Below are 13,541 nucleotides of genomic sequence, written 5' to 3'. Positions count from 1 at the left end.
ACTCGCCCGCCGACCATCACTCCACTTGGCATACAGGGCAGAAGTAAAGGCGGCGGCTATTGAACTCCCTGCGCACAATGCGTGTGCCGCAGCGGTAGCAGGGTAACTCCGCACGCCCAAACACGGCAAACCGGCGCTGCTCCCACTCCAGCGCACGGCGCTGCAGCGATCGCGCCAGCGGTGCCGCCAGTGTCACGCCTCCCGTGTCGTAGCTGCGCCGGCTGATAGCAAGCGTCGCACGCGCCAGTCGGCCACGCTCACCGGAACTCAGGCTCGCCGCCCGCCGCAGCGGGTGCAGGGAAGCCTCATGCAAGATTTCGCTGCGCAAATAATTGCCGATGCCGGCAAGGAAACCCTGGTCCAGATACAGGCTGGCGAGTTTGCGCCCGGTGAATTGCGGACTCTGCAGGCGCTGCGCGATCGTCCGCCAGGCAAGGTCCGCGGCCATGATGTCGGGGCCCAGTCGGGCCAGAAAAGGATGCAACCCGAGCTCCTCCACTGGCCACACGCTGATATCCGAGGCGCTGTAAAGAATGGCGGAGTCAGTTGCGGTTTGCAGCAACAGGCGCAAAGACCGCCTGCTTTCGGGCAACGCGTGCCCTGACACCACGCGCCAGACGCCGTAGAGCTGATTGTGTGAATACACGGTCAGACCGTGCTCGAAATGCACCAGCATGGCCTTGCCCCGGGTTTCCACTGCCTGCACCCTGTGACCCTGCAACTGTGCCACCGCTTTTTGCAGGCGCGGCAAACCGACCCGCACGGTCTCCACCCTGCGCCCCTCCAGTACAGCAGCAATCCTGTCTGCCGCACGTCGGATTTCAGGGCCTTCTGGCATCGTTTACCTCTATCCCTACAGGGTGTTTTCACACCGTCCACAATGTCATGGCTTACGCGGCTGGCGCCAGAGCGGATGAGATCGCGACCAACGCTTTGCCCGAGGGTGGCTTTGTGGCACCATCCAACGTCACGCTGGCGCACCGTACAGCAGGGAACACGACCGAGGCACCACCGGACATCGCATGCGCGACTACTTTCTCAGACGCCTGTTGCTCGTTCCCCCCACACTCATTGGCGTGACCATTATCGTCTTCGCCATTACCCGCCTGGTGCCGGGCGGCCCGCTTGAACGCGCCATCATGGAAACCCAGCAGATGAACCTGTCCGGCGGCGGCTCGCAAATGGCGGGGCAGGGCATGGCCATTTCCGAGGCACAACTGGATCGCCTGCGCGAGTACTACGGCTTCGACAAGCCCGTACTGCAGAGCTACGCCGCGTGGCTGGGCAAGGTGCTGCGCGGGGACCTGGGCAGTTCCTATCGCTACAACGAGCCGGTCTGGGACGTGATCAGTGAACGCTTTCCCGTGTCGCTCTACTACGGGCTGGTGACCCTGGTGATCACCTATGCCGTGTGCATACCCCTGGGTATTCTGAAAGCCATACGCCATCGCACCTTTGTCGACAATATCAGCTCGGTGCTGATTTTCATCGGCTATGCCATCCCCGGCTACGCCCTGGGCTCACTCCTCATACTGCTGTTTTCGGTACGCCTCGATTGGTTTCCCATGGGCGGGTTCGTCAGTTACGACTTTCGAGACCTGTCCCCGGGGGCACAGGCACTGGATCTGCTGAGCCACTCGATACTGCCCCTCATCTGCTACCTCGTGGGCAGTTTTGCGCTGGTCACGCTGCTACTCAAAAACCACCTGATGGACAACCTGGCGGCGGACTACATACGCACCGCAATCGCCAAGGGGGTGTCGTTCCGGCAATCGGTCACCCGTCACGCCGTGCGCAACTCGCTGATCCCCATCGCCACCACCTTCGGCCAGAACATCACCCTGCTGGTCTCCGGATCATTCCTCATTGAAACCATTTTCGATATCGACGGCTTTGGCTTGCTGGGCCTGACCGCCATCCTCGATCGCGACTACCCGGTGGTCATGGGCGTGGTGCTGCTGGCCAGCCTGTTGCTGCTGATTGGCAACATTCTCTCGGACATTCTGGTCGCGCTGGTCGATCCGCGGATACGGTTCCAGTAGACCGTGCTGAACCTCACCCCACAAACGCGCAAGAAGCTCCGCCGCTTTCGGCAGATCAAGCGCGGCTACTACAGCTTCCTGATTCTGGTGGGCCTCTCGGCACTGCTCGCCTGCGGCGAACTGCTGATCAACAGCCGGGCCCTGGTGGTCAGCTACCAGGGCGAGCTGTATTTCCCCACTTACGGTGACTTCCATCCGGGCAGCGACTTCGGCCTCGACTACCAGTACGAAACCAACTACCGCGAATTGCAGGCGCGCTTCGCCGCGGCCGATGAGGGCAACTGGCTGCTGCTGCCCCTGGTGCCCTACAACCCCTACGAGAACAATGCCGCCGGCGGCGTGTTCCGACCCCAGCCACCCAGCGCTGAAGCGCAGCATTACCTCGGCACCGACACCACCAGCCGCGACATTCTGGCGCGGCTTTTCTACGGCACCCGTATTGCGCTGCTGTTTGCCCTCGGCTTTACACTGTCCGTCTACCTGATCGGCATCGCGATCGGTTGCGCCATGGGCTATTTTGGCGGGGTCTTCGACCTCGCACTGCAGCGCGTGATCGAGATCTGGTCCAACGTGCCCTTCCTGTACATGGTTATTATCATTTTCTCGGTCATTCCCTCGACGGTGGCTGTGCCGACGCGCATCAGCATTCTGCTGCTGGTGATGGTGCTGTTCTCCTGGACCGGCATGACGTATTACATGCGCACGGAAACCTACAAGGAAAAGGCCCGGGACTACGTGGCTGCCGCACGCATTATCGGGGCCTCGAATACGCGCATCATTTTCCGCCACATCATGCCCAACGTGCTGTCGACACTCATCACCTTCATGCCTTTCACTGTGATAGCGGCCATTTCCGCTATCACGGCGCTGGATTTCCTGGGTTTCGGCCTGCCCGTGCCCACGCCCAGCCTGGGCGAGTTGCTCAAGCAGGGCACCGCCAACCTGCGCACCGCACCGTGGATCGTGATCTCCGCCTTTGGCACGCTGGTGGCACTGCTGACGCTGGTGACCTTTATCGGCGAAGCCATCCGCGAATCATTCGACCCGAAGACCTTCTCCGTTTACCGCTAGGGCCAACGCACATGAGGAACCTGCCATGAGAAAAATCCTGTACTGCCTGCTGCTGGGCCTGTGCGTAGCGGGCTGTAGCGAGTCGCCCGAGGAGCAGCCGGATAGCGCTGACGGCGCTGGCGCTGCCGATATCACGGCAGAGGTCGAGGCCTTCTACGCCGCCAACCCGGAATTCTTCAGCTTCAAAACCGCGGCTGACTTGCCCACAGGCCTGGTGTGGGAAAACAACGACCATCTACCCGACATCGGCTCGCCCGAGGCGGTAAAGGGCGGCACGCAAAACGCCGCCCTCCAGGACTTCCCGCGCACGCTGCGCACGGTCGGGCCGGACTCCAACGGCGGCTTCCGGACTTTCCTGCTCGACGACACCACCATGACCATGGCCCATGTGCACCCGGACACGCGAGACCTCTACCCCGGCCTGGCCGAATCCTGGGCAATTGATGAAGAATCGCGCACGGTGTACGTCAAGCTGGACCCGGCAGCCCGCTTCTCGGATGGAGAGCCCGTCACCGCCGACGACTATCTGTTCATGTTCTGGTTCTACCGCTCGCCATACATCATGGCGCCCTGGTACAACAACTTCTACAGCACCACGTACAGCAACATCACACGCTATGACGACCACACTCTCTCCATCACCACCCGCGAACTGAAGCCGGACCTCGATGAGCGCGTGTTGCTCCTGCGGCCCATCGCCCAGCACTTCTACCGGGAAATGGGTGACGACTTCACTGAACGCTATCAATGGCGATTCGAACCCACTACCGGCGCTTACGTGGTGCGACCAGAGGACGTGCGCAAGGGCCGCTCCATCGCCCTCACACGCAACAAGGACGGGTGGGCGAAAGACAAGAAGTACTGGCGCTACCGCTTCAACCCGGACCGCATCCAGTTCAGCGTCATCCGCGACGACGCCAAGACCTTCGAAGCGTTCAAACGCGGTGACATCGACCAGTTCGGGCTGGGCCTGGCGGAGTACTGGTACGAAAAGCTGCCCGACAGCGACCCCGACGTGCAGGCCGGCTACATCCACAAGGTGATGTACTACAACCAGCGCCCACGCCCCAATTTCGGCCTGTGGATCAACACGGCGCAGCCCCTGCTGAACAATCAGGAAATCCGCCTGGGCATCAATTACGCGACCAACTGGAGCCTGGTGATTGAAAAGTTCTTCCGCGGTGATAACACGCGCATGAACACCTCGCACGAAGGGTTTGGCGAATTTACGCACCCCACCATCACCGCCCGCGCGTTCGATATCGACAAGGCACAGGCGCATTTTGCGGCGGCCGGTTTCAACACACGCGGTGCCGATGGCATTCTGGTCAATGCCGAGGGCCGGCGGCTGGCCTTCACCCTCTCCACCGGCTACGAGAGCCTGCGTGATGTATTGACCATATTGCGTGAAGAGGCCGCCAAAGCCGGCCTGGAGCTGCGTATCGAGGTGCTGGACAGCACGGTTGGCTGGAAGAAGGCGCAGGAGAAGCAACACGATATCTTCTTCACCGCCTTCGGCGTATTCCTGGAGCTGTACCCCCGCTTCTGGGAGCACTACCACTCGGACAATGCCTATGACAAAGCCTTCCTCGAGGACGGCAGCGTCAACCCCGAACGCAAACTGAAAGCCCAGACCAACAATCTGGAGAGTTTCGCGATCGCGGAGATGGACGCGCTGATTGAGCGCTATCGGCGCTCCAGCGATCAAGACGAAATGGTCCGGCTCGCGCATCAGATGACTGAACTGCATCACGCCCACGCCTCCTTCGTCCCCGGCTTCTACCAGGGCTTCTTCCGCATTGGCCACTGGCGCTGGCTGCGCTACCCCGAGGGTTTCTCCCAGAAACACGCCGCGGGCCCGGGCGACGCTTTCGTGCACTGGATCGACACCGACATGAAAGCGGAAACAGAAGCCGCCCGCCGCGAGGGCAAGGCCTTCGACCCGGTGATTACCGTGTACGACCAGTGGGCGGAGTGAGCCGTGGCGCTGCTTGAAGTCGATCAGCTGATCACCGAATTCGCCACCGATGAAGGCCTGGTGCGCGCGGTTGACGGCGTCAGTTTCGAAGTTGAGGCAGGCGCCACGCTGGGCATTGTTGGCGAATCGGGCTGCGGCAAGAGCGTGACCGCGCTGTCGATGATGCGCCTGCTGCCGCAGCCCATGGGGCGCATTGCCGGGGGCAGCATCACCTTTCAGGGCACTGACCTCACCCGGCTGGACATTCCAGCAATGGAGAAAGTCCGCGGGCGGCGCATCGGCATGGTGTTTCAGGAACCGATGACCGCACTGAACCCTGTGCACACCATCGGTCGCCAGCTCACCGAGGGCATGTTACTGCACAAGGTCTGTGAGCCCGCGAATGCCCTGCGCGCCGCCGCCGATATGCTGGATCGCGTGGGTATTCCCTCGCCAGACCTGCGCCTGGGTGAATACCCCCACCAGTTGTCCGGTGGCATGCGCCAACGGGTGGTGATCGCCATGGCGCTGGCCTGCGAGCCGGACCTGCTGATTGCCGACGAACCCACCACCGCACTGGACGTGACCATTCAGGCACAGATCCTGGAATTGATCGCCGACCTGCAGCGCCGCATGGGGATGGCGGTGATCATGATCACCCATGATCTTGGCGTGATTGCGGAGACCTGCGAGCAGGTAGTGGTGATGTACGCGGGCAAGGTCGCGGAACAGGGCAGTGTCTTTGATATTTTCGACCGCCCGGCACATCCCTACACACGCGGCCTGTTGGCGTCCATTCCCAGGCTGGAAACGCCGGCAAAATCGCGCCTGGGCGTCATTGAGGGCATGGTGCCCGGGCTGCGCGACCTGCCCATCGGCTGCCGCTTCGAAAACCGCTGCGAGCACGCCATCGACCGCTGCCGGGAGCAAGTACCCGCACCGGAGCTGCTAGCCGCGGGGCACACGGTCAGTTGCCTGCGGTGGCAAGCACTGTGAGCGCGCCTCTGCTGGAGGTGAACAACCTGCAAATGCACTTTCCCGTGCGCGAGGGCCTGTTCCTGCGCGCCCGTGCCTTCAACCGCGCGGTCGACGGGGTGTCATTCAACATCAACCCGGGCGAAACCCTTGGCCTGGTGGGCGAATCAGGCTGTGGCAAATCGACCCTCGGGCGTTGTATCACGCGCCTCTACACACCCACGGGAGGCAGTATCCACTTTGCCGGGCAAGACATCACGCAGATGCGCGCGCGCCGCCTGCGCCCGCTGCGCCAGGACATCCAGATGATCTTCCAGGACCCGATGGAGTCGCTGAATGCACGGCACACCGTGGGCGACATTCTGGAGGAGCCGTTCATCGTGCACCGCATCGGTGATCGCCTCTGGCGGCGCAAGCGGGTCGCGGAACTGCTGAACATCGTCGGCCTGCCGGCGCGTTCGGCTACACGCTTTCCCTTCGAGTTCTCCGGGGGCCAGCGACAGCGTATCGGCATAGCGCGCGCCATCGCCCTGAATCCGAAGCTGGTGATCTGTGATGAGCCGGTATCCGCGCTGGACGTGTCAATCCAGAGCCAGATCCTCAACCTGCTGGTGGACCTGCAACGCGAGTTCAATCTCGCTTATCTCTTCATTGCCCACGACCTGGCTGTGGTCAAGCATGTATCTGACCGGGTGGCGATCATGTACCTGGGAAAAATCGTGGAAACCGCCGCCAGTGAAACGCTCTACCGGGAGGCGGCCCACCCTTACACCCAAAGCCTGATTGCGGCCATTCCCGTGCCCGACCCACACCGCCGCGCGCAGCGCGAGGTGCTGCGCGGCGACGTGCCCTCACCCATCAATCCCCCACAGGGCTGCAGCTTTCACCCGCGTTGCCCGCGCGCCGAGCCCCAGTGCAGCGCCACGGAGCCCGTGCTGGCCCCGCTGGCCGATACACATCTGGCGGCCTGCCATCTGCTCGCACGCAATGGCTGAGCACCGCCCGCTGATCGGGCAGCGCGCCAATCCCGTATACTGGCCTGCATTCTGGAGACTTTGACATGGCAGAGAACCACAGGGCTGAGAACGCCGGCAAGCCCGCCCCCACACAACACCCCCGGCTACCGTGCCGCGGTTGTTTGCCCGATTGCCGCAACTATGCCATTTGCGAGGGTGCGCCGTGGCGCATCGCGCCCGATGGCACCCTCAGCGCACCGCTGCACCGCGGGCCGGACTATAGCAGCCGGTAATCAGGCCCGCGGTTTGCGCGGGCGACGACTGGCGGCGGCCGCAGGCACTTTCTTGCCCTTGGGGACCGCCTTCCCGGGCGCCGGTTTTTTCCGTATGGCTTTTGTCGTCGCGCGCGTCACAGCATCCTTTTTGACTTTCGTCCGCCCGGGGCCTGCCTTGCCCGGGGATGTACCCGATTGCGTTTTGGCCGCGGACTTTTTGCGTACCGCGGTCTTTTTCCTGCCCCCGCGCAAGAGGCCCTCGGCCGCCGCCTGCAACTCCCGGTAGGCGCGCTGCAGGCACTGCTCATAGAACCCGGGGTCCGGCATCATGGCCCGGCACGCCTGAAACGACACCGCAATCTGCCCGTCGTAGCTGGTTACCGCGTGAAACAACCCCATGTTGTCGATGCAGGGGCCCAACCCATAGCTGCGCACCACGTGTGCACCGCGCATATACAAGGGCACCTGCGGGCCCGGCACGTTGGTCACGATGGTGTTGAAAATCGGCTTCATGCCCGCCATCAGGCCGGAGCTCAGCGCCGCCCGCACACCCAGCGCGGCCAGCTCGGCGGGCAGGCTGTGTGTCATGTCGGTCATAAAGCGGGCACCCACGGCCTCGTGGTAGGCCTTGGAGCCCACGGCGTCCCGGTGCACACCGCGCAGCCGCTCCAGAGGGTCGGCCACATCGGAACCCAGCGGCACCGTCATCATCGACACCTGGTTGCCGCCGGTTTTTGCCTCATCGCGGCTGCGCACGTTGACCGGTGCACCGGCCACCAGGCTCTTGGCGGGCAGTTCCTTCTTGTCCATCAGGTACTGCCGCAGGGCCCCACCTACAATGCTGAGAATGGCATCGTTGACCGTGGCACCTGGCACTGCCTCGCGGGCTTTGCGAATCACCGCGAGGTCGAAGTCGGCGGCGCCAAACACACGGTGCGGCGATACGGCCGCATTGAAACGGGTGCGCTCCTTGTCGCCCAGCGTGCGGAATTTTTTCGCTTTCACCCCCTCGTGCACACGCCGCCAGGCCGGAATACCCTGCCCCACCATGCGCGCCAGGCGAAACGGCGCTTTCATATTGGCCTTGTAGGCACGCCACAACATCTCCGCCTGACTGGGTGGTGAATCCAGCAGCGGCGGCGCCGCGGGGCGCGGCGGCGGCGGCGTTGCGGTGAAATCGTGCAGCGCGGATATCAGCTCCACACCGGAGGCGCCATCTATGGCGGCGTGGTGCACTTTGAGCAGCATGGCATAGCAGCCCTGCGGCAGGCCCGCCACATTGTCCAGCCCCTCAATGATATAGGCCTCCCATAAGGGGCGCGCCCGATCCAGGGGGCGGGCATGCAGGCGCGCCGCCAGAATGGATAGCTGCCGCCAGTCGCCAGGCTTGGGCAGGGCAATGTGCCGCACATGAAATTCAAGATCGAAGCGATCGTCGTCCACCCAGTAGGGCTGATCCAGGTTCAATGGCACCATGGCCAGCTTGCGCCGAAACACCGGGGAACGGTCCAGCCGTTCAGCAAAGGTCTGGAGAATGTCCTTGAAGCGCACCACATCGCGACCGGTAGTGGCGGGATCGTAAATCAGCAACGGCGCGATATGCATTGGTGAGTTGTTCATTTCCGCATACAGAAATGTTGCGTCGAGCCCACTGAGTTGGTGCATGTCGTGCCTACTCCCGGTCAATTGCGGGCCGCATGCTGCGCGCCCTGTTGTGAGTATAGCCTCAGTCGCGACGCTTGCGCGTCACCGTCAACCAGTCCAGGACGATGCCTGCTCCCGGGGTGAAGCGCGAGATCCTGTACACCACCTGCAGCAGGTCGGGGTGCTGGCGCACACGCAGCTCCACGGAGCGGGGGATGAACCAGGCCAGGATAATCCCGCGCAGCAACCCGGACACCAGAAAGATCAACACCACCGGGTGCAGGGGTTGCCAGCTGGCGGGCAACCACGCGGCAAGCTCGGCAAGGTGGCCGGCGAGATAGCCGCCAAACAGAGCCCCACAGAAAATGCCCACCGCACCCAGTGACGACTGCACTGCGGCGTAGCTGGCGAAATCCGCCCGCGGTGGGCGCAGATCGTAGAGGTAGTTAGCCGTACTCAGGGTAAAACCGCCCCAGGCCAGTCCCGACAACACCTGAACCAGGAGCAGGTAGCCAAAGTCGCTGGATACCAGCCAGAGTGCCGGCACCACAGGCAAGAGCAAGCTGCTCGAAACCATCACCCAGCGGTTGCCCCAGCGGTCGCAGATGCGCCCCCACACAGACAGGGTGAAGAATTGCGTGAGGATGGCGACCCCGGTGTTGGCGGCGAACTGCCAGTAAGTGAAGTTCAGGTCGCGCAACATGTACACGCTGAAGAACGGGGCCGAAATGGCGACCGCCGACTGCATGCCGGCGATGAACAGACTGTACTGATAGAAGGTTTTGTCGCGGAATGCCTCGCGCACCCGGCTCAGGGTCGTGGTAAAGGATATCGCGGCGCGCTCGCCACTGTGGTCGGGGTCGTGCATGTGACGCAGCTGGTGGGCGGATGTGCCGCGACCCACCGCCGCGAGCAGGAACAGGCCGCCGAAACAAAGCCAGGCCAGTTCGTAACGCTGGAACAGGCCAAGCAGGGCGCCGCCGCCGGCAAACACGGTAAAACTGGTAATCATTGTCAGCCGTGTGCGCCCGGCAAAGAAAGCGCCGCGACGTCGCGGCGGCACCACACTGCCCATCCAGCCGCGCCACTGGGGCTGCACGAAGTTGGCACTGGCCTGATAAAGAATGGCAAAACCGATCAGCCAGGTCACGGCGTTGTCGGGCCGCGACAGCGCAATACCCGCCATGCCCAGCACCGCCAGCGCCTGCATGACCACGCCAGTGACGATGGCCCGGCGGCGTGAGAACCGTGGACACAGCCACACCGATAACAACTGGAACAGCGCCCCGGCCAGCTGCGGGGCCGCCATCAACCAGCCCATCTGCGCCAGGCTGGCGCGCAGGGAGACCGCAAATGCACCGAGGTAGTTATCGCAAATGCCGGTCATCACGGAACTGGAGACAGCGTCGCGGCGCGAGCGCGACAAGGTGTCGCGCAGCCAGACATTGCGCCGCTGGGTAGCAGGAGGCGTTGTGTTCACGGAAATCCTCGATCAGTCACCGAATAGCATACGCCAAAACCTGCACACGGCCAGCGGCAGAGCGCGGTGAATGTGCTAACCTTTTTCACAACACCCCGCAGAGAACCTGTCATGACCCTTCGAAATTTGATCAGCAGCGCCTGCCTCGCATTGCTCGCCACACAAACCGTTGCGCAGGGCGACGATGAGCACGCGCGCAAGGCGTTTGAAATCTACAAGACGATCGTTGAAGTGGATACCTCGAAGGCACAGGGCAACACGCCGAGGGTGGCGCGCTACCTGGCGGACGAACTCATCGCGGCGGGATTCCCGGCAGACGATGTGCGGGTGGTGCCAAAAGGCGATTTCGCCACGCTTATCGCCACCTACCGGGGCGACGGTAGCGCCGGCCGCAAGCCCATTCTCTTTCTCGGCCACCTTGATGTGGTCGAGGCTCTGGCAGAGGACTGGGAACGCCCGCCCTTCAGCCTGACCCAGGATGATGTGAACTACTACGCGCGGGGCAGCATCGACAACAAGTTTGGCGTGGCACAGCTCACCGCCACGTTCATTCGCCTGCGTCGCGAGGGCTTTGTGCCGGATCGCGACCTCGTCCTGGCGTTTTCGGGCGACGAGGAAAGCGGCATGACGACCACGCGCATGATGGCCTACGAAATGCCGGAGCTCGCCGAGGCCGAGTTTGCCCTGAACTCCGACGCCGGGGGCGGGGACCTGGATGCGAGTGGCAAGGCCGTGAGTTACAAGATTCAGGCAGCGGAAAAAACCTATGCCACGTGGGAGATTACCGTGCGCAATCCCGGCGGCCACAGCAGCCGGCCGCGGGACGACAACGCCATCTATGAACTGGCCGATGTCATCAAAGCCATTGAGGCCCATCGCTTCCCCGTCATGTGGAGCGAAATGACGCTGTCCTATTTCCAGAATATCGGCGAGCAACTCGGCGGGGAACTCGGCGAAACCATGGTGCGCTTCGCCTACAACCCAGACGATGAACACGCCGCGGAGCAGCTGCGCACCGAACCGTCCTACGTGGGCTCCACCCGCACCACCTGCGTGGTGACCATGCTGCGCGCCGGACACGCGGAAAACGCCCTGCCCCAGTCCGCCACCGCAACGGTGAATTGCCGTATATTTCCCGGCGTCAAGGCTGCGGACATCCAGGCAGAACTGGAAGCGGTTGTCGCCAACACCGGCGCCGAATTCGAACTCCTGGCAGAGGCAACGGAAAGCCCCATTTCAGAATTGCGCGCCGATGTGGTTGCGGCGGTGGGCAAGGCCGTGCACAGCCGTCATCCTGACCTGCGGATTATCGCCTACATGTCGTCCGGTGGCACCGATGCCATGCACTTTCGCAGCGCAGGCATACCCACCTGGGGTGTGGGCAGCATTTTCATGAACCCCGACGAGATGTACGCCCACGGGCTCAACGAGCGCGTACCGATCAAAGCCTTTGACGAGGCACTGGATCACTGGAGTATCATCATTCGCGACCTGACCGGCGCCGAATGAGCCGCGCGACTGCAGGCACCACCGTACTCACCGCCCGCGGGCAATCAAGAGGTCATGACACCATGCGTCAGTTGAAGCCATGCACACCACAACCCTCCCGAATGCGAGGCTTGACGGGGGCACTCGCCGCGCTCACCCTGCCGCTTCTGGTGGCAACTGCACATGCCGATGCCCTGATACAGAGCATCGAAACCGACCTCGCCGCCCTCGGCTACCAGACAGGGCCTGTGGATGGTGTGGAGACCGTGGAAACACAGATCGCCATTTCCCAGTTCCAGGCGGACAATCAGCTTGAAGTGACCGGAACCGCAAGCCCGCAGCTGGCCGGGATCATCAAGTCCAAAACCAGCAGCAGCGCCACCACCAGCGCGCAGGCGGCTGCCCCCGTCGAAACGGAACAGGAATGCCTGCAACGCAAGGTCGCTGAAGCTGAGCAGGCCAGGAAGCAGAAAAAAGGGCTGATGAGCCTCTTCAATACCGTGTCGCGCACCGCCTCGCGCTATGGCGGTGGCAGCGAGATCGCCAGTGATATCTCCGAGGCAAGTCGGGACATTGCCGACGCCAACGCGACGAAAGAGGATTTCGAGCAGGCCGCGCGAGACCTGGGACTGTCACAGGACGAGATTGACAGCTGCCGCAACTGAGCGCGCAGCCTCTGAATCCCCGCTTCCGCCGCGCGCACAGGCGACTGTTCAAGGCGGTCGCCGCACTCTAGAATCCCCCGCTCACAGATCGACTCAGGCAACACCCCATGTCCAGCGCATCCCTCTCTTCTACCGGCTCCGGTCTGCTGCGGCGTATTGAATCAAGCCGCCTGTTCCAGGGTGCGGTCATCGCCATCATTCTGCTGTCCGCGTTGACCATCGGTGCAAAAACCTACGACCTGCCGCCGCTGGCTGAGCGTTCACTGGGTTTCCTGGACACGGCCATCACCCTGTTTTTCCTGCTGGAAATCCTCTTTCGCTTCGCGGCCTGCCCCGACAAACGGCGCTTTTTCCGCGATGGCTGGAACATTTTCGACACTCTCGTGGTGATCGGCAGCCTGATACCCCTGGACAACTCACAGGCCGTGCTGCTGGGGCGGCTGCTGCGGGTCTTCAGGGTACTGCGTCTGGTCTCGGTGGTGCCCGAACTGCGTTTCCTGATCAACTCGTTGCTCAAGGCCATACCGCGCATGGGCTACATCGCCCTGCTCATGTTCATCATTTTCTATATCTATGCGGCAGTTGGTTCCATGCTGTTCGCCGAGGTGGACGAAACACTGTGGGGCGATGTCGCGATTGCCATGCTCACGCTGTTTCGCGTGGCCACCTTTGAGGACTGGACGGATGTCATGTACGCCACCATGGAAGCCTATCCGCTCAGCTGGTTCTACTACCTGACCTTCATTTTTCTCACCGCATTCATCTTCCTCAACATGATGGTGGGGGCCGTGCTGGGTGTGATGACCGCGGAACAGAATGCCCGTGAGGCTCAGCAGGCCCACGATGAGCGCGACCTGATTGCGCAGCAACTGGATGACGTGCAAAAACAACTGCGCCTGCTCACCGCTGCGGTGGAACAGGGCCGGGGGGCAGCCAGCCCCGAAAATGGCCCGCTCAAGGAATAGCCACCCCTTGTTGCTCCCCGACA

11 protein-coding genes are annotated in these 13,541 nt (G+C 62.6%); 8 read left to right on the top strand and 3 right to left on the bottom strand.

Annotated elements, in window-relative coordinates:
• Positions 1 to 16 precede the first annotated feature (16 nt).
• A complete protein-coding gene (gene nei / locus G533_RS0113155) occupies positions 17 to 838 on the bottom strand; it encodes an endonuclease VIII (RefSeq protein ID WP_027950352.1) in 822 nt (273 codons plus the stop codon).
• A gap of 184 nt (positions 839 to 1,022) precedes the next feature.
• On the opposite strand from nei, the gene G533_RS0113150 reads away from it, so the two are divergent.
• Genes G533_RS0113150 through G533_RS0113130 form a run of 5 tightly spaced genes read left to right on the top strand, consistent with a single transcriptional unit; the run spans position 1,023 to position 7,040 of the window.
• Positions 1,023 to 2,042 carry an ABC transporter permease gene (locus G533_RS0113150; protein ID WP_027950351.1) on the top strand — a complete coding sequence of 340 codons (1,020 nt, stop codon included), beginning with the start codon at positions 1,023 to 1,025 and terminating at the stop codon, positions 2,040 to 2,042.
• Between the two features lie 3 nt (positions 2,043 to 2,045).
• Positions 2,046 to 3,113, top strand: coding sequence for an ABC transporter permease (locus G533_RS0113145; RefSeq protein WP_144079879.1), 1,068 nt, complete (start codon positions 2,046 to 2,048; stop codon positions 3,111 to 3,113).
• 25 nt (positions 3,114 to 3,138) lie between these two features.
• Positions 3,139 to 5,091: an extracellular solute-binding protein gene (locus G533_RS21995; protein WP_035528127.1), complete on the top strand. Its 1,953-nt coding sequence runs from the start codon at positions 3,139 to 3,141 to the stop codon at positions 5,089 to 5,091.
• Positions 5,092 to 5,094: 3 nt separating this feature from the next.
• Entirely contained in the window at positions 5,095 to 6,066 is a 972-nt protein-coding gene (locus G533_RS0113135) for an ABC transporter ATP-binding protein (RefSeq protein WP_027950349.1), read from the top strand.
• On the top strand, positions 6,063 to 7,040 hold the full coding sequence (locus G533_RS0113130; protein ID WP_027950348.1) for an ABC transporter ATP-binding protein: 978 nt from the start codon (positions 6,063 to 6,065) through the stop codon (positions 7,038 to 7,040). Before G533_RS0113135 ends, G533_RS0113130 begins: the two co-directional genes overlap by 4 nt.
• 254 nt (positions 7,041 to 7,294) lie before the next feature.
• On the opposite strand, the gene G533_RS21990 is transcribed toward G533_RS0113130, so the two are convergent.
• A complete protein-coding gene (locus G533_RS21990) occupies positions 7,295 to 8,941 on the bottom strand; it encodes a WS/DGAT/MGAT family O-acyltransferase (protein ID WP_084638994.1) in 1,647 nt (548 codons plus the stop codon).
• 61 nt (positions 8,942 to 9,002) lie between these two features.
• Positions 9,003 to 10,400 (bottom strand): MFS transporter, encoded by a 1,398-nt coding sequence (locus G533_RS0113115; protein WP_027950346.1) that lies wholly within the window; start codon positions 10,398 to 10,400, stop codon positions 9,003 to 9,005.
• Positions 10,401 to 10,511: 111 nt separating this feature from the next.
• Between G533_RS0113115 and G533_RS0113110 the strand changes: the two genes are divergently transcribed.
• The 3 genes from G533_RS0113110 to G533_RS21985 all read left to right on the top strand — a co-directional run bounded on the left by G533_RS0113110 (position 10,512) and on the right by G533_RS21985 (position 13,518).
• The gene (locus tag G533_RS0113110) at positions 10,512 to 11,909 is read left to right on the top strand and encodes a M20/M25/M40 family metallo-hydrolase (RefSeq protein ID WP_035528124.1); all 1,398 of its coding nucleotides are present in this window, start codon (positions 10,512 to 10,514) and stop codon (positions 11,907 to 11,909) included.
• A 110-nt stretch (positions 11,910 to 12,019) separates the two neighbouring features.
• A complete protein-coding gene (locus G533_RS0113105) occupies positions 12,020 to 12,553 on the top strand; it encodes a peptidoglycan-binding domain-containing protein (protein ID WP_158413420.1) in 534 nt (177 codons plus the stop codon).
• Positions 12,554 to 12,660: 107 nt separating this feature from the next.
• Entirely contained in the window at positions 12,661 to 13,518 is an 858-nt protein-coding gene (locus G533_RS21985; RefSeq protein ID WP_051230327.1) for an ion transporter, read from the top strand.
• The last annotated feature ends 23 nt before the right edge of the window (positions 13,519 to 13,541 follow it).

It is taken from the genome of Haliea salexigens DSM 19537 (genome assembly GCF_000423125.1).
GTDB lineage: Bacteria > Pseudomonadota > Gammaproteobacteria > Pseudomonadales > Halieaceae > Haliea > Haliea salexigens.
The sequence above is the reverse complement of the archived record's forward strand: the minus strand, read 5'-3'. Positions and strand labels throughout refer to the sequence as shown.